Below are 19,750 nucleotides of genomic sequence, written 5' to 3' on the forward strand. Positions count from 1 at the left end.
AGTGTCATTAGTTTTTGATATAATACTAGTGACACTTTTTTGTGAGGTTTTGGAGGCGGCACATTTCTCGAGCTTCTGAAAACGATCATTAGAATAGGGGATGTGACTGCATATGAAACGTATTTTAATTCGTTCTGGGATGCGCCCAACGGATGTTTATACATCTGAGGATATCTACTTAAAAGATCGAACGGGATTTAATAATGGTAATTTAGCCTATCAGTACAGTATTTACCGTACGCTTTGGCAGGAAGGAACTGAGCTTTTGCCCGATGAACTTTCCTTCGATCCGAACCGGGCGGCACGTTACAATGAAGAATTCGATGCTTATGTGATTCCACTTGCTGATGCGTTCCGGGAAGATTTCAGACCAGCGCTCAGAAACTATACGAAGCTGATCAAACAGCTTAAAATCCCCGTCATCGTAACGGGAGTAGGTCTAAGAGCAGAATTTGAGCCTCAGCTTGAAAACGGCTTTTCATTTGACGAGGATGTACGCGAATTTGTAAAAGCTGTACTTGAGAAATCAGCTCGACTTGGTTTGCGCGGCGAAATCACGGGAGACTATTTAAAGACTCTTGGTTTTAAAGAAGGGGAGGACTATCAAGTCATCGGCTGTCCGTCGCTTTATACATTTGGAAACGAGCTTAAAATCCGTGATTTGAAACTGAATCCTGATTCACTTATTGCGATCAATGCTTCGCCGGTCTCAACCGAAACTAGCTTGAATTTTTTAAACAAGATCATCGATACCCATCCTAATTATTACTTTATCCCGCAGCACCTTGATGAGTTTCAGATGATGTATGCTGGCGGGCCGGATATTACAAGCGATCGCCCCAGTTATCCGACTTCAATTCAAGATCGTTATTATCGTGATGGACGTGTAAAATACTTCACGAATATGCCACGGTGGTATGACTTCATGCGCCAAGCAGATTTTAGTATAGGACCACGTCTACATGGCAATGTTGTGCCGACGATCGTCGGCACACCGAACATTTCTTTTGTGCAGGATGCGAGGATGCGTGAACTAGCGGCGTATCATCATTTGCCGCACGTAACAGCTTCGGAACTCGAGACAATTCCAGATCTCGAAACGCTTCTTGAGAAGGTTGACTTGAAGGGGGCGGAGCACGTTCAAAAACGCAATTTTGAAACGTTTATCGAATTTTTAGGTGCGAATGAACTTCCACATATTTATGAAGCGGATCAAAATCGCAAGGAAGCTCCGATGGACAAAGAAATTGAGGCACTTCATTTCCCAAAAAGCGCGAAACCAATCACGGTACTAAAAGGCGATAAACTGTTGCTTAGATTGCGCTCGGCTGCGAACACGCTGAAAGAACGGCACGAAGTCAAGGTGAATTACGAAAACCACCGGCGCGATTATCAAATTCGCGGCTTAAATGGCACGGTTCAGAAAAATGAACAAGCGTTAAAAGCCGCTGCTGAGAAAAATCAACAAACGATGAGCAAATTGCAAAAAACTGAGCAGGCGCTTGCTGCTTCCGAGAAGACGAATCAAAAATTGCTTGCCGAAATTAAACACTATCGAGGTACACTGAACCGTAAAGCTGTCAAAGCGACGCTTGCTTTCACCGATTCGCTTGCAAAACTTCGTGGTTCAAAAAAATAAAAGAAAAAAGCATCAAAATCGAAATTGATTTTGATGCTTTTTTAAGCTTTGGCAGCTTGAAACATTGGAGTTGGGAGCGGTAAATCAATACCCGCTTCAAGCAGAGCTTCACGAATCGCTTTTAACAAACCACGCTGAACATTGAATTGCTCCCCGTTTACAGCGGTTCCGACCACGCGGATAATTTGTGTGGAACCATCGGTGCTTTCAACACCGAGCACGGTTGGTGTATCAATGATATTTGGATTGCTGGCTTTTTCGTTTGCACAAACGTGATTAATAATCTGCATGGCTTTTTCAGTATCCGCAGTTGGACTGATCGAAATATCAATTAAAACTCGCATATTGCCACGCGAATGGTTGCTGACAACGGTAATTTGGCGGTTCGGAATAAAGTGAAGTGTGCCGTCAAAATCGCGTACTTGAGTTGTCCGCAACCCTAAATTTTCAACGATCCCGTTAACTGGGTCAATCGTAATGTTATCGCCGACATCAAGTTGGCGTTCAAGTAAAATAAAAAATCCGGTGACAACATCGCTTACAAGTCCTTGTGCCCCGAAAGCAATGGCAAGACTCGCGACACCAGCTCCGGCGATAATCGCTGTGACATTAATAAAATTCTGCAAAATCAAAATCGCCACGACAAAAAAGAGAACATAACCGTAAAGATTTAAAATCAAACCTTCAAGTGTACTAGCTCGACTTGCAGAAACGGCCGGATTAAGTCGGTATTTTTTTGAAAAAAACTTTTGATCATTTTTGAGCCCGCAAATTTTAGAATAAAATAAAGGATAACTAAAATAAGAATTTCCAAGCCAACCGCAATAACTTTGGCAAAGACGGCATCCCAATCAATTGAATCAAACCATTTGGTAAAATAAGCCAAGTTTTCTGTCACATCCTTGCTTGTAGAATAGCCATTCCAACTTATTTTTACTTCCAGCTGAAATGTTCCTGTCTATTCTATCAAACGAACGAAAACGAAAACAACTAAAAAAACGCTAAAAGCGAGAAGCCGCAACAAATTTAATGGTCTTCTAAAAAAAGTACTTGCATTTTTTTAAAGAAGGGGGTAATATAAAAGTGCAAAAGATACGATATCGTTTTCATGTTACTGTTACGAACAGGCATGGAAGGTTATGAACGGGTATAAAAGCCGTTTCTATACTTTCCGTGCCTTTTTTATTTTAAAAAGTAATGATGGAAGAATCCTTGAGGAGGAAAGAAATATGTTTAAAAAAAATGTTTAAAAAAGAAAAAGAAGAGACAATCTTTGCGCATGCAACGGGAACTTTTGTGGCGCTTGAAGAAGTTCCAGATCCAGTTTTCAGCGGGAAAATGATGGGAGAAGGAATCGCAATTAAACCGACTGACGGAGTGATCGTCGCTCCAGTTGATGGGGAAATTATTCAACTAGCTGAGACTAAGCATGCCTTTGGAATACGCACTGCTTTAGGAGAAGAAATTTTGGTTCACATTGGTCTTGAAACCGTTGCTCTTAAAGGGGAAGGGTTTGAAGTGCTTACCAAGATGGGGGCGCACGTTAAAAAAGGCGAGCCGCTCATTAAAGCAGATCTTGCATATATCGAAGCAAATGCGGCGAGTACGATCATTCCAATGGTTGTAACAAACAGTCCAGAAGATAAATTTGAGTTTGACTGGAAAAATGTTACGGCAACCGTTGCAGGTGAAACAGAAAGTTTTTGTAACAAAACTAAAATAAGAAGCAGAAGAAGCTTTCCTGATTTTTATTTGATAATTAAGGGGCGAGGAAGTCGAGATGAAGATTATTCGGATTTTAAATAACAATGCTGTCATCATCCAAGACGGTGATGAAGAAAAAGTAGCCATCGGAGCCGGCATTGCCTTCAACAAAAAAAAGAAATGATGTCGTTCCTGCGAATAAAATCGAAAAAATGTTTGTTATGCAGGATGAATCCGAATCCGAACACTTCCAAGAATTGCTGAAACGCATTAATGAAGAGTATTTTGCCGTTTCTGAGGAAATTATTTCCTATGCAGAAGCTGCACTATCTTTTAAACTCAGCGAGCACATCCACATCTCGCTTACCGACCATCTCGCTTTCTCGATTGAACGCTTAAAAGAAGGAATCATTTTGCAAAATCGTTTGCTCAATGAGATCAAAGTGCTTTATGAGCCGGAATTTAAAATTGGCATGTGGGCGATCAATCATGTAAAAGAACGATTTGGAATTGATATGCCAATTGATGAAGCAGCATATATTGCACTTCATATTCATACAGCAAAAATCGGTTCGAGAGACATCCATCAAAGTGTTCGCCAAGCTTCAATTATTGCAAGCATGGTAGAAGTGATCTCAAGTGAACTCTCACTTTCATTGTCGGGACAAGACATCGCTTATGAGCGCTTGATCACCCATCTGCGATTTGTGTTAAACCGCGTTGAGAAAAAAGAGCTCCACACGATGGATAAAGAAATGCTCGACATGATCAAAAAGAAATTTGAATTTAGTTTTAATACTGCAATGAAAGTGTCAGAACTGCTCGAAAGAGACTACAAAATGACGCTTCCAGAAGCGGAATTAGGATATATTGCTCTTCATGTTGAAAGACTAAGGAGTTTTTGGGGAAAATAAAATTTTTTAGGAGGATTTAGATTATGGACGTTTTAAAACGATTCGCAATTGGCGCTGTCTACCCGATTGTCGCACTCATCATTATTGGGATCTTCTGGCTTGCTCAAGCTGCAACTGGAATGAAAGCAATAGATTCGATCTATCAAGGACTTATCTTAATGTTCCCGCTGATTGTTTCAATGGGAATTGCTATCGGAATGGCAAAAGATCACAGCGGAGCTTCAGCTCTAGCAGGGGCAGTAGGCTGGCTCGTTTATGCGGCTGTCATTGTTTCACTGAATTTTCCGAAAAACGGGGTATTTACACCTACTGAGTTTTCGGCAAACTTCAACTTTTTAAGCGGAATTTATATGGGAATTGCTGCAGGTGTTCTTTACAATAAATTCTATAACATTCGTTTACCTGAATGGCTTGCTTTCTTTGGCGGACGTCGTTTCGTTCCGATTATTACATCAGTTGTCGCGCTGTTCATCGGAGCATTTGTTGCGGCAATATTCTAGAAAATACACTAAAAATGAAATGGAGGAAATGAAATGTTAGGTGGGCTTCAAAAAATAGGGAAAGCACTAATGCTTCCAATTGCTGTACTTCCAGCAGCCGGATTATTAAACCGTCTCGGAGCAGATGATGTGTTCAATGTACCATTCATCCATTCAGGCGGGGCAGCACTTTTCACATTTTTATCATTACTATTTGCGATCGGGATTTCGATCGGTTTATCGAAAGACAATAGCGGAGCAGCCGGATTAAACGGTGCGATTGTCTTCTTGATTCTAAACTTCGGAGTAATCGGCGTAAATTCAAGCATCAACATGGGCGTTTTCGCCGGCTTTATTGCGGGTCTTGTTGCTCCGATTCTTTATAACTATCTCTATGACAAAAAAATCTTTGGTAATCAAGAATTCTTTGACGGGAAGCATGTCGCGATCATCATTAATGCGATCTTAGCTTTGCTGCTTGTCCTCGTATTCGGGATTGCATGGCCGACTATCCAAGGCTGGCTTGATGCAATCAATGGTTGGATCACAAGCGCTGGCGCATTCGGTGCATCAGTATTTGGTATCCTAAACCGTGCTTTGATCCCAACTGGACTTCATCACGTACTGAATACGTATCTCTGGTTCGGTTACGGTGACTTTGTCGATGCAGCTGGGCAAATGGTTCACGGCGATATCAACCGCTTCTTTGCGGGCGATCCGACAGCTGGAACGTTCCAAGTTGGCTTCTTCCCAATCATGATGTTTGGCCTTCCAGGCGCAGCATTTGCGATGTACTTGGCATCGAAGAAGAAAAACCGTCCAGAAGTAGGCGGGATGATGCTTTCACTCGCTATCACAGCATTTTTAACTGGGATCACAGAACCGATTGAATTTACCTTCATGTTTATCGCACCATTCTTATACGGTATCCATGCCATCCTAACTGGTGTCTCGATGTTTGTAACAAACCTGCTTGGCATTAAACTTGGCTTCACCTTTAGTGCCGGCGCCATTGACTTTGGACTCAACTTTACGAAAGGTCATAATGCGTGGCAGCTTATTCCAATCGGTTTGATCTTTGCACTGATTTACTTTGTTTTATTCTACTTCATCATCAAGAAGTTTGATCTTAAAACGCCAGGTCGTGAAGATGAAACAGAAGAAAGCTTGGCGATGGAAATGCCAAATGCGAGTGTTCAAACAGCGTCAGCTGCACTCGGGGCAACAGAGGCAGATTTACCTGAAAACGGCAAAGTCGACAAGTACGAGCAAATGGCACGCGGTTATCTTGGCGGCCTTGGTGGCGAAGATAACTTAGTCAAAATAGACAATTGTACAACACGTTTGCGTCTTCAAGTAAAAGACGCGGATATGCTGAATGAAGCAGCACTTAAAAAATCAGGTGCTCGCGGAGTTGTCAAAATCAATAAAGAAAATGTGCAGATTATCGTCGGAGCAGATGTAGAATTTGTTGCAGATAAAATGCGCGATATGACTGGAAAATAAGAAAAAAGCGATGAACCGAGAGGGTTCATCGCTTTTTTTAGATGGCTTAAGCAAGCGCATCTTGATAGCATTCTTTTAAAATAAAGTTTAAATAGAGCATCCGAATACCTAGAACATAGCGTTTTTCAAGCGGTAAAGCTTCTGGGTTTTGCATGAATTGTTCCAGTTCGGAAACGGAAACTTTGCCGTAGAGCGCAAGCGTTTCGTAGCTGAAATCAAAATAATAAGCGAGCTGAGAGATCACAGCGCGTACTTTTTCATCTTCACTCGTCTTATCGAAACCATCTGCCATAAAGAACAGTGCGTATTCAGCTTGAGAAATCTGTGGATCGTTTTTAAAATCTGCATTCTGCTTATAATCTGCGGGGATTTTCGATAGGTCGATTGAAAATATTTTTTCTAAGCTTTTTTTTGCTGATGTTGTATTCCGATTCCAGAATGTCTACGTATTTATGTAGATTTGAGTCAAACAAGGCATTAATCCCCCTTCGAGATTTATACTAGTATTATATCATATTTAAACTTGAAATCATCCCTCTTTTTCTGGATAATAAAAAAAGATTGGAGAGGATATAAATGCTAGAAGTGATTGTTCAAAATGGAAAGGACGCTGAACTTGCAAGTAAGTACGGAGCAGATCGTCTGGAAGTTGTGTCAGCGATTAGCGAAGGAGGCTTACGCCAAGTTATGGTGCAATAAAAGAAATTATTCGCGCTACTGAGGTTCCGGCGATGATGATGATTCGACCGCATAGCTATTCATTCGTGTATAGTGCCTCAGATCAGCAGGCGATGCGACGTGATATTGAACTTGCAGGAGAGCTTGGTGTAGCTGGGATTGTTTTTGGGGCGCTGACAGCAGAAGGTGAGATTGATACCACTCTTCTTGAGCAGGTGATTGACTGGAAAGGCGAGTTGAAGCTGACCTTTCACCGGGCAATTGAGTCGGCAAAAGATATTGAAGCAGCTTACAAAACCTTAAGAATATACGGGGAAAAGATTGACCAAGTGCTGACATCTGGCGGCACAGCAAGCGCTGCCAATTCGATTCCCCGCTTAAAAAGCTGGATCAGTGATAGCTTAGCGAATCCAGACTCCTTTGAGATTCTGGTCGGCAGCGGTGTAACCGATCATAATATTGCTGAACTGCATGCTGCACTTCATAACAGCCAGTATCATGTGGGCAGCGGCGCGCGACGTGAAAGCCGTTTTGATGAACAGCTTGATGCTGAGCGAATCAAACGTATTAAACACGTGATTGAAGCCTGAATCGCTGTAGCTATCCGATGCGAGATAAGCTATAATGAAAGGAACGAAAAAAATCAAAAGGTGGATAAACTGTGGAAAATTTAATTGGGAAAAGCACGGTTATGAAGGTAAAAGAAGTTTTAGCTGACGGCTTTTTACTAGAAAAAGAAGAAACGACCGTTAAACTTAAAAAAGGAAACAGCAATCGGCTCGATTTGGCTGTCGGTGAAGAGGTGCAGGTCTTTCTCTATATTGATTATGATCATGAAGTGACTGCAACGACTACCATTCCAAAGGTTCAAGTGGCACATTACGGTTTTGGAACAGTAACAGATGTCAGAAAAGATTTAGGCGTATTCGTTGATATTGGAATCGAAAAGGATATAGTGGTTTCGATGGATGATATGCCAGCGCTATCTCATCTTTGGCCCAAAAAAGGCGACCGTTTGATGATCGCTTTGCGGCTTGATGATAAAGAGCGTATTTGGGGTGTGCTTGGTACTGAAAAAGAATACAAGACCATCGCAAAACCTGCTCCTAAAGACATGTTCAATCAAAATGTTTCAGGTACCGTGTATCGCTTGCTTAAAATTGGTTCCTTCATTTACACTGACAACGGCTATATTGGCTTTATTCATGAAAGTGAACGTACTTCAGAACCACGTTTAGGCGAATATGTAAAGGCGCGAGTTATCGCTGTTAAACCCGACGGCTCTGTCAATTTGTCGCTTCGAGGACGTGCTTATGAAGTGCTCGATGATGATGCAGAAATGATTCTGACGTATTTACGAAGCGTTGGCGGCGAAATGGGCTTCGGCGATAAATCGAATCCCGATGCAATCCGCGCAAAATTCGGAATCAGCAAAGCGCAGTTTAAGCGAGCGCTTGGAACGCTGATGAAAGCAGGTCGAGTCACACAGCAAGCCGGACTGATCACGAAGCTTAATGAAACAGATTCCGACTAAAGTATGAGAGAGGGGTACACCCAGAGCGGTTTGCCCCTAATCTCGTAACTTTTTATAATAAACGTAAGAATAGCTTCGTGTGAAGAAAAGGAGGTGCCGCTATGAAGAAAATTGAGAGTTCGACACTCTTTTTATTTTTGATTATTGTTGCGCTTGGGATTGGGCTTGAAATGCTTTTTAAATGGCAGCTTTTAGTTGTTTTCGCGCTTGGAATCATTTTCCTCTATGCTTCGAGACGACCAGAACTTTCAAAGAAAAAGCAGCGTAATCGATTATTTTTAGCTGCTGTTTTAATTTTGCTTGCCGTACTTTTAACTTCAACATTCAAAGTTGGAATCGTCATTTTAGGGATTTTTGCTATTTTCCATTATATTAACCGAAAACGTGCACCTGAACTTTTGATGATCGAAACGCGTGAAACGGATAAAAAAACAGATAATGTCAATCATTTCATCAAAAATCAATGGTTTGGTAATCAACGAGTGCTTGATGTCGTTTACGAATGGGATGATATCAACATTCAAACGGGAATCGGGGATACGATTATTGATCTTGGAAATACCGTCCTACCAACTGGTGAAAGCGTCATTATGATCCGCAGCATCTCTGGCAAAATTCGCTTGCTCGTTCCGTTTGATATTGGAGTTTGTCTCGAACATTCTGCTATTTTCGGGAAATTGCAATATGATAAAAAAAAGTACTGCGATTCAAAATAATTCAATCAAGCTCTATTCAGATAACTATGAAACTGCCGCACGGAAAGTCAAAATTGTTACATCTGTTGTGCTTGGAGATTTAGAGGTGATTCGCCTATGACTTATACACGCGCACAGATGCTTTTATGTTCAGTGCTTCTGTTTGTCTGTTCACTGATTGGTAGCTTAATTTATTATTTCGTAAGTGATATCAGCTGGTATGAATTTTTAATCGGTGTGAAGATTCTTTATTTGCCCTTTATTATTTTTGTTCCGCTGACTTCGATACTAGCCGGACTAATTATTGGAGCGCTGTCGGGTTATTTAATCAAGCAAAAGTTTGAAGGCATTGATTTTGCGATTCGCTTGCTTGAGCAGGGTGATCTTGAAAAGAAAACACAAGAAGAGGAAGAAGAAACTTTTAGCGAAGTTGTGCAAGTCTACAAGCAAATTGATCGACTACGTGATAAAATGAAATCGCAAACTCTTTTAACCCAAAAAATTGCTAATGAAAAAGCTGAAATAAGTGGAGAAACGAAAGAAGCGATTCTTTCAGAAGAGCGTCATCGTATTGCACGGGAACTCCATGATTCAGTGAGTCAGCAGCTTTTCGCTGCGATGATGCTTCTTTCTGCGCTTAATGAACAAGTCGAAAACGATGCTTCACCAGTGCTTAAAAAACAGCTTAAAATGGTCGAGTCTATTGTAAACGAATCTCAATCAGAGATGCGGGCTTTGCTTCTCCATCTTCGCCCTACACAACTTGAAGGTAAATCGCTGAAAAAAGGGATGGAACAGTTACTAAAAGAACTTACGACAAAGCTGCCGATCAAAGTGGAATGGCAAATCGAAGAATTCAAATTACAAAAAGGAATCGAAGACCATCTATTTCGGATTGTACAAGAACTCCTTTCGAATACACTGCGTCATTCTAAAGCCGATCTCTTAGAAGTGCGCTTTGTCAAAATTGATAACATGGCTGTTTTAAAAGTAGTAGATGACGGGGTTGGTTTTGATATGAACACGGTTCCGCAAGGCTCATACGGACTGCAGAATATGCGTGAACGGGTAGAAGAATTTGGTGGGACGATCAAGATTATCAGTTTTCCCGGACGAGGAACAAGTGTGGAAATTAAAATACCTTTAGTGACTGAGAAGGAAGTGGACGAAGAATGATAAAAGTATTATTAGTAGATGATCATGAAATGGTGCGTATCGGCGTATCTGCTTATTTGTCTGTCCAGGATGATATGGAAGTTGTCGGCGAAGCTGAAAATGGTCGTGAAGGGGCAGATATGGCGCTTGAGCTCCGCCCAGATATTATTTTGATGGATCTTGTGATGGATGAAATGGACGGAATCGAGGCTACAAAAGAAATCATGCAAAAATGGAAAGAAGCTAAGATTATTATTGTAACGAGCTTTATCGACGACGAAAAAGTCTATCCGGCACTCGAAGCCGGTGCAAGCAGTTACATGCTGAAAACATCCACTGCAAGTGAAATTGCAGATGCAATTCGTGCTACATACGGTGGGGATTCTGTGCTTGAGCCAGAAGTGACCGGAAAAATGATGCAGCGACTTACTGCTAAAAGTGAAAAAAAGCTGCATGACGATTTAACCAATCGCGAAAATGAAATTCTGCTTTTAATTGCTGAAGGAAAATCGAATCAAGAAATTGCAGATGAATTGTTTATTACGCTAAAAACAGTTAAAACACATGTGAGTAATATTTTATCGAAACTTGATGTGCAAGACCGGACACAAGCGGCAATCTATGCCTTTAAACACGACCTTGTGAAGAAAGAACAATGAGGGGGGCGCAAAAAGTGAAAGAAGGATTTGCTGTTATCGGCTTAGGACGTTTTGGCGGAAGCATTTGTCGTTCGCTTGTCGAACAAGGTATGGAAGTGCTCGCAATCGATTCAAGCGAAGAGCGAGTCAATGAGTATATGTCGATTGCGACACATGCAGTCATCGCAAACTCTACGGATGAAAATGCACTGCGTCAACTTGGAATCCGCAACTTTGAACATGTGATCGTTGCAATTGGTGAAGATATCCAGTCAAGTATCCTGACAACCTTGATCTTGAAAGAGATGGGTGTCAAGTTTGTAACCGCAAAAGCCACAAGCGATAAACATGCGAAACTGCTTGATAAAATTGGGGCAGATCGCGTCGTGCATCCCGAACGTGATATGGGTCGGCGAATTGCACATTACATTGTCTCCAAAAATATGCTCGATTATCTGGAATTATCTGATGAATACAGCCTTGTTGAAATCTCTGTATCAGACTCGCGCTTTTTTTGGGAAAAGTTTACAGGAACTTGATTTCCGAAATGCATATGGGGTGAATATTGTCGGTATTAAACGGGATAAACAGATGATCATCACACCAGAAGCGACAGCAGTGCTTCATGACGGTGACATTTTAATCGTCATAGGTTCTGATGATGATATCGAACGACTGCAAGAAAAAATCCAATAAAAAAAGCTGAAATAAGAAAATGCTGTGTGCATTCCTTATTTCAGCTTTTTTTTTCGATTATACTTCCATAATGATTGGTAAAATCATTGGGCGACGTTTTGTTTTTTCATACAAAAACGGTTGCAACGTGTCAATAATTTCATTTTTAATTTCCGACCATTGCGTCGTCTTTTTGCCCATTACTTTATCGAGGTGTTTTTTAAGCAAGTTTTGTGCTTCACCGATTAAGTTTCCAGATTCACGCATGTAAATAAATCCACGTGAAATGATATCTGGTCCAGCCATCACTTTGGAGTTGTCCATGTTCATCGAAACAACAACAATGACAAGCCCTTCTTCTGAAAGAATACGACGATCACGTAAAACGATGTTACCGATGTCGCCAATTCCGCTTCCGTCAATATAAACACTCGCAGCTTGAATCTTACCAGCAATATGAGCGGTTTCACTTGTAAGAGCTAGGACATCGCCATTTCCGCAAATAAAACTGTTTTCAAGCGGGACATCACACTCTGCAGCCGATTCCGCATGAATCTTCTGCATCCGGTATTCCCCGTGGATCGGCATGAAGAACTTCGGCTTCATAAGGCGAAGCATCAGTTTTTGTTCTTGCTGTCCACCGTGACCAGAAGTGTGAATATTATTCACTTTACCATGAATAACTTCAGCGCCTGCTTGATAAAGCAAGTTGATGGTTCGGTTCACGCTAATCGTGTTACCAGGAATAGGGGATGATGAAAAGACAACCGTATCGCCTGGTTGAATTTGGATTTGTCTGTGCGTTCCATTTGCGATACGTGACAAAGCAGCCATCGGTTCGCCTTGACTTCCGGTACATAAAATCGTCAACTCATTAGCCGGAATGCGATTAATTTGATTGGGCTCAACAAACGTGTCTTTCGGAGCTTTAATGTAGCCTAGCTCTTGACCAATTCCAATTGCCGATTCCATACTTCGACCGAAAACAGCAATTTTACGGCCAGTTTCAATCGAAGATTCCACAACTTGCTGCAAGCGATAAATGTTAGAAGCAAATGTAGCAAAAATAATTCGTCCAGGAACATCACGGAAAATGTTCTTGATGCTTTCTCCGACAACACGTTCGCTCATTGTAAAGTTCGGCACTTCCGCATTGGTGCTATCTGAAAGCAAGCAGAGAACGCCTTCCTTGCCGATTTCCGCCATTTTAGTCAAATTAGCAGGTTCGCCAACCGGAGTAAAATCAAACTTGAAATCGCCAGTATGGACGATATTGCCTGAAGGAGTTTTTACAACGATTCCGTAAGTATCTGGAATACTGTGTGTCGTTCCAAAGAAAGAAACACTTGTCTTGCGGAACTTGAAAACATCATCTTCTTCAAATTCATAAATTTTTGTTTGACGAAGCAAGCCGTGCTCCTCAAGTTTATTACGAATTAGAGCACTTGCAAGCTTCCCAGCATAAATCGGGATATTGATTTGACGAAGCAGATAGGGAACCCCGCCAATATGGTCTTCATGACCATGAGTAATAAACAAGCCTTTGATTTTATCTTTATTTTTCACTAAATAACTGTAATCCGGAATTACATAATCAATCCCAAGAAGTTCATCCTCAGGAAACTTAATGCCGGCATCAATTAAAATAATTTCGTCTTGAAATTGTACGCCATACGTATTTTTGCCGATTTCACCAAGTCCACCCAAAGCGAAAACAGCCGTTTCATTATTTTTAACAAATTTCATAAAAAATTACTTCTTCCAGAGCTCAAAGCCCGGTTGCCCTTCTTCATAGGCTAGGTGTTTGTCACTTAATGCTTCAACAAATTCAATGTGGAATGGTTGCTCTTTCAAGTTTTGGCGCACTTCAACTTCGTCATTTGCTTCCATGTATAGTGATTGTGTTTTTTCACGCACCGGAGTTTCGGTGCTGTTTTCTTGATAAAAAACTTTAAAAATCATTTTTTTCTCTCCTTTAAAATAAATATTCAAAAGTCAGGAATCCAGTCTAAATCCGAACTTTTAAGTCAATTACTGGCGGATATATTTAGTTTTAGCAGCATCAGAAAAACTTAAAAAGACAAAACGAAAACCACCACAGTTTTTGAGTAATAGCTGTGCCGTGTTTTTCTTTTGCAGACGTTTAATGGCAGGACGCATTTCCATGAATTCCATTTAAAATTCTTTGAAAATCGAACAGCATTAAAATCTGATTTTTTCCGTTTCATTGCAGGTTTCTTACTTGATCCGAACTATATCCTTGCTTTCTAATATACCATAAATCCATGTAATTGCTACTAGAAAGTGCTATGAATTTTGAAAAAAAAGCTGTTTTTCGCGATTTTTCGCTCCCTTTGTGGCATTTTTTGCTATACTAAAAAGTGAGAAGTCAAGATAGTAAGGAGCCGATTATGAGTAAAATTGTATTTTTTGATGTAGATGGAACACTTGTTGATGAAAAAAAAGAAATTCCTGAGTCAACAAGAAAAGCCATCCAAAGTTTAAAAAGAAAAAGGAATCTATGTGGCAATTGCAACAGGGCGTGCCCCGTTTATGCTTGATGAAATTGCCGAAGAACTTGGAATCGAATCATTTGTTTGCTACAACGGACAATATGTCATTTTTGAAGGCGAAGTCATCTTGAAAAAACCTCTTCCTCAAGAATCCCTTGAACGATTAATTCAAACAGCAACCGAAAATGAACATCCAATCGTTTTTTCAGCGAGCGACACGCTTCGTGTTAACTTGCCGGATCATCCAGGCGTGCGCGAAGGTATGACATCCATCAAACGCGAGTATCCAAAAGTAGATGCAAACTATTATCATGGACGCAATATCTATCAATGTCTGCTATTTTGCGAAGAAAATTACGACGCATTTTACAGCGATAACTTCCCACAATATCGTTTCATGCGCTGGCATGACGTATCAGTAGACGTTTGTCCAAGCGATGGCTCAAAAGCGCGTGGTATACGCGATATGATCCAAAAATTAGGATTTTCGATGGAAGACACATACGCGTTCGGCGATGGCTTAAATGATATTGACATGCTAAAAGAAGTCGGTTGTGGTGTCGCCATGGGAAATGCTCGTGAAGAACTGAAAGCTGTAGCCGATCATGTGACAGATTCTGTTTCAGAAGACGGCATCATGAAAGGACTAAAACAAATCGGCTTATTATAAGCTATTTAACCTTATAAAAGTAGTATCTATATGTGAAAAGACCTATTTTGTTTAAAAATAGGTCTTTTCTTATAAGGTCATTTGTAATTTTCTTACAGTTTTTACAGTAAGAATTTGTAAAACCTCTCATTAAAGTGTAATATATTAACAGTTGCTTTGATACTCTAAAGCACAAATTAACCAAATAGAAAAAGGGGTGTTACAATGAGTGAGCAAAAAGGGAACAAACCATTTGTTCCTTACGTACCAGCATCGAAATCCCTTCCTGAATTAACCGCTACGTCGATTATCTTGGGGATCATCTTGGCAATTTTGTTCGGTGCTGCGAATGCTTATCTCGGTTTAAAGGTGGGACTGACAGTATCGGCATCCATTCCTGCCGCTGTTATTTCCATGGGAATTTTGCGGGGGATTTTTAAACGCGATTCCATTCTTGAAAATAATATCGTTCAGACAATGACAACAGCCGGGGAAGCCCTTGGTGCAGGAGCCGTATTTACGATCCCTGCGCTATTTCTCATGGGCATTGAAATCAAGCAGATTATGCTGATGTTCATTGTTCTGACAGGGGGATTTTTGGGTGTGTTCATGATGGTTCCGCTTCGTCGTATGCTGATTGTGAACGAACATGAGACATTACCTTATCCCGAAGGAACAGCCTGTGCTGAAGTGTTGAAATCTGGGGAAACCGGCGGCTCACAAGCCAAACTTGTTGCCCTTGGATTCTTAGCAGGCGGTGTCGTAAAAGTTCTAACAGACGGCTTGAAACTTTTTAAAAGCGAAATTCAAGTTGGTGTTTACAAATTCCACAATGCGTTTGTTGGCACACAAATTTATCCAGCGCTTGTCGGGGTTGGTTTTATTATCGGTCCTAAAATTGCCGGACAAATGGTCGCGGGGGGCTTAATGGCCTCACTTGTTCTTGTACCTGCTATTGCTTTTTTCGGAGGAGAAAGCGCGCAAGTTATTTTTCCAGCAGCCGAAGCTTTAAGTCATTTAGATGCAGCAGCAATCTGGGATAATTACATACGTTATATCGGTGCCGGAGCCGTTGCAGCAGGCGGACTCATTACGCTTGTAAAAACACTTCCAGCTATTTACCACACATTGAAAAGCACGATGCAAAGTATGAATAAAAATAGAAATAATCAACGCTTAGAACTTGAACGGACAGATCGCGATATCCCAATGAAATGGGTGCTGATCTGTATCGCAGCTATCCTATTAATTATTGCGTTTGATCCATTCACAAAAGTCGGCATTATCGGAGCACTTGCGATTGGAATCTTTGGATTTTTATTCGTAACCGTAGCTTCACGTATTGTTGGTATTGTCGGAAGTTCTTCTTCACCTGTTTCCGGCATGACAATTGCGACTCTTCTCATTGTTGCGATCGTGTATAAAGCATTTGGGTATCATGGAAACGAAGGAATCTTGCTCACACTTACCGTAGCAGCAATTGTTTGTTCAGCACTTGCAGTTGCCGGTGACATTTCCCAAGACCTTAAAACCGGTTATTTAGTGGGCGGAACACCTTGGAAACAACAAGTAGCGATGATGATCGGAGTACTTGCGAGCGGTCTTGTTATGGGGTATATCCTTACACTTCTCGACAATGCTTACGGTATGGGTTCAGCTGCACTTCCTGCACCAAAAGCGATGTTGATGAAAATACTGGCCGAGGGAATCTTGAACGGTAATCTCCCTTGGGATCTTATCTTCATTGGGGTTTCCATTGCTATTGTAGTGGAATTCATGGGCATGAACTCACTTGTTTTCGCAGTAGGACTATACCTGCCGCTTAACATCAGCGCAACAGTCATGTTCGGCGGATTTGTGCGGATGATCGTAAATGCAGTCATTAAACGTAAAAATGATAAAGAGGAAGGCGAAGCCCGCATCGAACGCGGCACATTGTTCGCATCCGGTTTAATTGCCGGCGAATCGCTCCTCGGTGTCGTTATTGCCTTCATCATTTCGATCAATGCTCACATTATTCCAGAAGACGTCTTGATTCATAATCAGTGGCTACCGTTCCTCGTCTTCATCCTAGTGTGTGCGATGCTTTACTTTGCTACCGTTCCTCGAAAGAAAAAAGCTTAAGAGGTGACTAAAGTGGCGAAAAAGAAAGTAAATCTGCTTGACCAAGTTCCCGTATTAAAAACAAAACTACAGGTCATTGACGAAGGTAAAAAAAGTTTTCTTTTAGTGGAACGAAACAATCCAGTTGAAAAAATGGCAATTCGATTTTTCAAACAGCAAAAGTATCGAAAAATCAACTTAGACGCAGAAGGCGCCTTCATTTTGAAACGTCTTGACGGCATCAAAGACGTATCCGAACTTGAACAAGAATTCAGTCAGGAATTTGGAAACGAGGATGAAATGAGCCTTGCTCGCTTGGTTCGTTTTCTTCAAATTGTTGATTCATACGGCTGGTTGAGATGGGAGAAAAAAGCATAATAAAAGAGCATCTGCGCTTGCGCGGGGCTTGAACTAAGGAAAACACGCTGCGGTAAAGTGCAGCGTGTTTTTTATGGTTGCATGTAATGAAAACATACATTTTATTTTTGCGGATCAATGGCTTACGTAAGAGTTAGAGTATAATTTGATTTTTTGTGCGATATTAAGGGCCTCATAAAATCCATGAAACAGACGAGGAAACGAAGAGAGCATGACCATGATGAAACTGTGTGGAGTAACCTTAGAAAACCAATCTTCGAACTCAATGAACCGATGGATATGTCCAAAAAATTACTTAGGGAATTCTGGATGATTTTTAATGCAAAGGAACGATGAATTTTTGGTTTATTAAAGTTGGAAATACCGAATAAATAACCACAAAAAGATCAAATCCTAAGTTTCAGAGGATTTGATCTTTTTAGTATCGCATAGATTGATTCTAACGCACTAGCTACTTATCTGATTATGACTGCTCATTCGTTGCTACTTTCCAGCCTAGTTATTTTTTGATAATCAAAGTATCTGCATTATTTGTATAAAATCTCGCTTTGCACAAAGTGAAGCTTTATTTCGTATTTTGATTAAAAAAATAGCGTTCTGCTTCTTTTGGAAAATGAAGCGGTTTGGTTCCAAGTTTTTCGAGTAAATCTCGCATTCTATGTTCCCCTTTAGCAATGCAGGTATCAATCTCAGCTCGAAATGCTGGCAAATGTGCCAGTAAGTAGTGGGATTGCAAAGGCGTTTTGATAAAAACATTTTCCGCTTCTGCAAGTAAAGCGAGATCACTCGTGCGAATATCTGGCAAGTCAACCGGAATGATCATGTAGCTTGCAGTTTGATCCGCCGCGTCCAGATGGACAGCACTATACAACCCACCTAGCGGACCGTATTCCGCTAAGTTCTCATGATCAATCACAAATTTAACACGAGATTGACCTGCAAAAAGCTGCTTCATAGCTCTTTCTTGACTAGGGTTAATCGAAATAAGGATATCAGCCTGAAGGGGGATTAGTTTTTTGACAATCATCTCGATAAAAGTCGCCCCGTCGTGGCCTTCTGGAGTAAAAAAGGCTTTATCGCTTCCAAAACGTGTGGACTTCCCACCGGCAAGTACGATTATTTTCATGTTATTCTTTTTCAAGATGACCATCCTTTAACCGCAAGATTTCCCTCGTCAGCATCTCAGCTTCCGAGCGATAATGCGTCACAAAAATGACTGGAATTTCAAAATCCTTGGCCATTTCACGCACCAAGTTCATACAAATAAAGCGGGTTTCTTCATCTAGTCCGTTAAATGGTTCGTCAAGCAGAAGTAACCTCGGATTGACAATCATTGCTCGTGCCATGGCTACACGTTGTTTCTCTCCGCCAGATAGTTTTTGAACCGAAGAATAAAGGAGATGGGAGATCTGGAGATAATCGCTGATGTGGCGGACCTGTCGTTCGATTCCGTCTTTATCTTTTCGCTTCGTTTTATTTACTTGAAGCCCAAATGCAATATTATCATAAACGTTTAAGTTAGGGAAAAGGGCTAAATTTTGAAACAGATAGCCAATTTTTCGTTCAGCTGCGGGCAGGCGAAGTGAAACGGAAGTATCTTCGAAAAGAGTTTCGCCGAATAGGATTTTACCTTGGTCGATCGGCTTGAGTCCACTGATACACTGAAATAAAGTTGATTTTCCAACACCGCTAGCCCCCATGATTGCTGTGATTTCAGAATCGAATTCGTGTGTCACTTTCAGATCATGGAAAGGCATCTTTTTTTTCAAAGTCGAGTTTTAAATTCATTCTACATCCCCCTCATCAGCTGACTTTGCCGCACAGTCAAAACATGAATAATAAAGAGGGCGGCAACTCCGATCAGCAGGTTGAATAAGCCAAGATAGAAGGCGGCTTTCATGTTGCCTTGCTGAACCATGAAGTAAATGCCAGAAGCAATTGTATCGGTTTTGCCTTCAATATAGCCTGCTACCATAAGTGTCGCACCAAATTCGCCCATAGCTCTGCAAAAGCTTAGTAAAATACCCGCAAGAATCGGCTGCCAGCAGTTTGGTAAAATAACTTTTCGAAAAATCTGGCTGGATGTTGCTGAAAGTGTTTCGGCTGCCCAGACAAGCTCATGATCAATGGAGAGAAAAGCAGCTTTCAAACCTTGATACATGATTGGCAGAATGATAATAGTTGTGGCAATAATGGCACCTGCTAAAGAGAAAATAAAACTGAAATGGAAGGTGTTAAAGATGAAGCCGCCAAACCAGTTGTTTTTGCCAAAGATGCTTAAAAGAATCAAGCCGACAACCGTTGGGGGAAGTACGAGCGGCAAGAGAATGAGTGTTTCAACCGGTAATTGAAACTTCGATTTAGCTCTGGCAAAGTAATAGCTGAGCGGAAGCATGGCTAAAAAAGCAATTGTGGTCGATACAACGGCGATTAAAATCGAATGCCAAACGGGTGTAAACATATGTGTTCCTCCAAGCGAATAGATAAGTG

General features: G+C 41.1%; 14 protein-coding genes and 8 pseudogenes. 14 read left to right on the forward strand and 8 right to left on the reverse strand.

Going from position 1 to position 19,750, the window contains the following annotated elements; all coding sequences use genetic code 11:
• The first annotated feature begins 112 nt into the window (after positions 1 to 112).
• Positions 113 to 1,639 (forward strand): polysaccharide pyruvyl transferase family protein, encoded by a 1,527-nt coding sequence (locus MFLO_RS04865; RefSeq protein WP_036096754.1) that lies wholly within the window; start codon positions 113 to 115, stop codon positions 1,637 to 1,639.
• 41 nt (positions 1,640 to 1,680) lie between these two features.
• Here MFLO_RS04865 and MFLO_RS04870 read toward each other — a convergent pair.
• Positions 1,681 to 2,525: pseudogene (locus tag MFLO_RS04870) on the reverse strand (mechanosensitive ion channel family protein).
• Between the two features lie 314 nt (positions 2,526 to 2,839).
• Between MFLO_RS04870 and MFLO_RS04875 the strand changes: the two are divergent.
• From MFLO_RS04875 to MFLO_RS04890, 4 genes and pseudogenes are all read left to right on the forward strand, one after another.
• A pseudogene (locus MFLO_RS04875) lies at positions 2,840 to 3,358 on the forward strand (PTS sugar transporter subunit IIA); the annotation flags it as partial.
• A gap of 61 nt (positions 3,359 to 3,419) precedes the next feature.
• Positions 3,420 to 4,257, forward strand: a pseudogene (locus tag MFLO_RS04880) (PRD domain-containing protein).
• A gap of 23 nt (positions 4,258 to 4,280) precedes the next feature.
• Complete coding sequence (locus MFLO_RS04885) at positions 4,281 to 4,757, forward strand: PTS transporter subunit EIIC (protein WP_051993519.1); 477 nt, start codon at positions 4,281 to 4,283, stop codon at positions 4,755 to 4,757.
• Between the two features lie 33 nt (positions 4,758 to 4,790).
• A complete protein-coding gene (locus MFLO_RS04890) occupies positions 4,791 to 6,242 on the forward strand; it encodes a PTS transporter subunit EIIC (RefSeq protein ID WP_036096756.1) in 1,452 nt (483 codons plus the stop codon).
• 46 nt (positions 6,243 to 6,288) lie between these two features.
• On the opposite strand, the pseudogene MFLO_RS04895 reads toward MFLO_RS04890, so the two are convergent.
• Positions 6,289 to 6,642 (reverse strand): annotated as a pseudogene (locus tag MFLO_RS04895) (HTH domain-containing protein); the annotation flags it as partial.
• 176 nt (positions 6,643 to 6,818) lie between these two features.
• Here MFLO_RS04895 and MFLO_RS04900 point away from each other — a divergent pair.
• The 6 genes and pseudogenes from MFLO_RS04900 (at position 6,819) to MFLO_RS04925 (ending at position 11,638) form a co-directional block, all read left to right on the forward strand.
• Positions 6,819 to 7,510 (forward strand): annotated as a pseudogene (locus MFLO_RS04900) (copper homeostasis protein CutC).
• Positions 7,511 to 7,581: 71 nt separating this feature from the next.
• Complete coding sequence (locus tag MFLO_RS04905; RefSeq protein WP_036096759.1) at positions 7,582 to 8,454, forward strand: CvfB family protein; 873 nt, start codon at positions 7,582 to 7,584, stop codon at positions 8,452 to 8,454.
• A gap of 101 nt (positions 8,455 to 8,555) precedes the next feature.
• A pseudogene (gene liaF, locus MFLO_RS16760) lies at positions 8,556 to 9,270 on the forward strand (cell wall-active antibiotics response protein LiaF).
• Positions 9,267 to 10,325, forward strand: coding sequence for a sensor histidine kinase (locus MFLO_RS04915; protein WP_036096760.1), 1,059 nt, complete (start codon positions 9,267 to 9,269; stop codon positions 10,323 to 10,325). The pseudogene liaF and the gene MFLO_RS04915 overlap by 4 nt, the downstream one beginning before the upstream one ends.
• Complete coding sequence (locus tag MFLO_RS04920; RefSeq protein WP_036096761.1) at positions 10,322 to 10,963, forward strand: response regulator; 642 nt, start codon at positions 10,322 to 10,324, stop codon at positions 10,961 to 10,963. The genes MFLO_RS04915 and MFLO_RS04920 overlap by 4 nt, the downstream gene beginning before the upstream one ends.
• A 14-nt stretch (positions 10,964 to 10,977) precedes the next feature.
• Positions 10,978 to 11,638 (forward strand): annotated as a pseudogene (locus MFLO_RS04925) (potassium channel family protein).
• A gap of 57 nt (positions 11,639 to 11,695) precedes the next feature.
• Here the strand turns inward: MFLO_RS04925 and rnjA are convergent.
• The 3 genes from rnjA to MFLO_RS15955 all read right to left on the reverse strand — a co-directional run bounded on the left by rnjA (position 11,696) and on the right by MFLO_RS15955 (position 13,792).
• Positions 11,696 to 13,363 carry a ribonuclease J1 gene (gene rnjA, locus MFLO_RS04930; protein WP_036096762.1) on the reverse strand — a complete coding sequence of 556 codons (1,668 nt, stop codon included), beginning with the start codon at positions 13,361 to 13,363 and terminating at the stop codon, positions 11,696 to 11,698.
• 6 nt (positions 13,364 to 13,369) lie between these two features.
• Positions 13,370 to 13,579: a DNA-dependent RNA polymerase subunit epsilon gene (locus MFLO_RS04935; protein ID WP_036096764.1), complete on the reverse strand. Its 210-nt coding sequence runs from the start codon at positions 13,577 to 13,579 to the stop codon at positions 13,370 to 13,372.
• A 69-nt stretch (positions 13,580 to 13,648) separates the two neighbouring features.
• Entirely contained in the window at positions 13,649 to 13,792 is a 144-nt protein-coding gene (locus MFLO_RS15955; RefSeq protein WP_206538312.1) for a hypothetical protein, read from the reverse strand.
• A 236-nt stretch (positions 13,793 to 14,028) separates the two neighbouring features.
• Here MFLO_RS15955 and MFLO_RS04940 point away from each other — a divergent pair.
• The 3 genes and pseudogenes from MFLO_RS04940 (at position 14,029) to MFLO_RS04950 (ending at position 17,260) form a co-directional block, all read left to right on the forward strand.
• Positions 14,029 to 14,800, forward strand: a pseudogene (locus MFLO_RS04940) (Cof-type HAD-IIB family hydrolase).
• Positions 14,801 to 15,004: 204 nt separating this feature from the next.
• Complete coding sequence (locus tag MFLO_RS04945; RefSeq protein ID WP_036096765.1) at positions 15,005 to 16,903, forward strand: OPT family oligopeptide transporter; 1,899 nt, start codon at positions 15,005 to 15,007, stop codon at positions 16,901 to 16,903.
• 12 nt (positions 16,904 to 16,915) lie between these two features.
• Positions 16,916 to 17,260, forward strand: coding sequence for a PqqD family protein (locus MFLO_RS04950; protein WP_036096768.1), 345 nt, complete (start codon positions 16,916 to 16,918; stop codon positions 17,258 to 17,260).
• Positions 17,261 to 17,825: 565 nt separating this feature from the next.
• Here MFLO_RS04950 and MFLO_RS04955 read toward each other — a convergent pair.
• Genes MFLO_RS04955 through MFLO_RS04965 form a run of 3 tightly spaced genes read right to left on the reverse strand, consistent with a single transcriptional unit; the run spans position 17,826 to position 19,721 of the window.
• Positions 17,826 to 18,401 carry a molybdenum cofactor guanylyltransferase gene (locus tag MFLO_RS04955; RefSeq protein WP_241433546.1) on the reverse strand — a complete coding sequence of 192 codons (576 nt, stop codon included), beginning with the start codon at positions 18,399 to 18,401 and terminating at the stop codon, positions 17,826 to 17,828.
• On the reverse strand, positions 18,388 to 19,017 hold the full coding sequence (locus tag MFLO_RS04960; protein WP_036096822.1) for an ATP-binding cassette domain-containing protein: 630 nt from the start codon (positions 19,015 to 19,017) through the stop codon (positions 18,388 to 18,390). Before MFLO_RS04960 ends, MFLO_RS04955 begins: the two co-directional genes overlap by 14 nt.
• A 32-nt stretch (positions 19,018 to 19,049) precedes the next feature.
• On the reverse strand, positions 19,050 to 19,721 hold the full coding sequence (locus tag MFLO_RS04965; RefSeq protein ID WP_036096769.1) for a molybdate ABC transporter permease subunit: 672 nt from the start codon (positions 19,719 to 19,721) through the stop codon (positions 19,050 to 19,052).
• Positions 19,722 to 19,750: the final 29 nt, after the last annotated feature.

It is taken from the genome of Listeria floridensis FSL S10-1187 (assembly GCF_000525875.1).
Lineage (GTDB): Bacteria > Bacillota > Bacilli > Lactobacillales > Listeriaceae > Listeria > Listeria floridensis.

Coding starts and splice junctions, on each gene's coding strand:
- MFLO_RS04890 (WP_036096756.1), top strand. CDS start 4,791: ATGTTAGGTGGGCTTCAAAAAATAGGGAAAGCACTAATGCTTCCAATT.
- MFLO_RS04935 (WP_036096764.1), bottom strand. CDS start 13,579: ATGATTTTTAAAGTTTTTTATCAAGAAAACAGCACCGAAACTCCGGTG.
- MFLO_RS04960 (WP_036096822.1), bottom strand. CDS start 19,017: ATGCCTTTCCATGATCTGAAAGTGACACACGAATTCGATTCTGAAATC.
- MFLO_RS04920 (WP_036096761.1), top strand. CDS start 10,322: ATGATAAAAGTATTATTAGTAGATGATCATGAAATGGTGCGTATCGGC.
- MFLO_RS04915 (WP_036096760.1), top strand. CDS start 9,267: ATGACTTATACACGCGCACAGATGCTTTTATGTTCAGTGCTTCTGTTT.
- MFLO_RS04945 (WP_036096765.1), top strand. CDS start 15,005: ATGAGTGAGCAAAAAGGGAACAAACCATTTGTTCCTTACGTACCAGCA.
- MFLO_RS04865 (WP_036096754.1), top strand. CDS start 113: ATGAAACGTATTTTAATTCGTTCTGGGATGCGCCCAACGGATGTTTAT.
- rnjA (WP_036096762.1), bottom strand. CDS start 13,363: ATGAAATTTGTTAAAAATAATGAAACGGCTGTTTTCGCTTTGGGTGGA.
- MFLO_RS04965 (WP_036096769.1), bottom strand. CDS start 19,721: ATGTTTACACCCGTTTGGCATTCGATTTTAATCGCCGTTGTATCGACC.
- MFLO_RS15955 (WP_206538312.1), bottom strand. CDS start 13,792: ATGGAATTCATGGAAATGCGTCCTGCCATTAAACGTCTGCAAAAGAAA.
- MFLO_RS04885 (WP_051993519.1), top strand. CDS start 4,281: ATGGACGTTTTAAAACGATTCGCAATTGGCGCTGTCTACCCGATTGTC.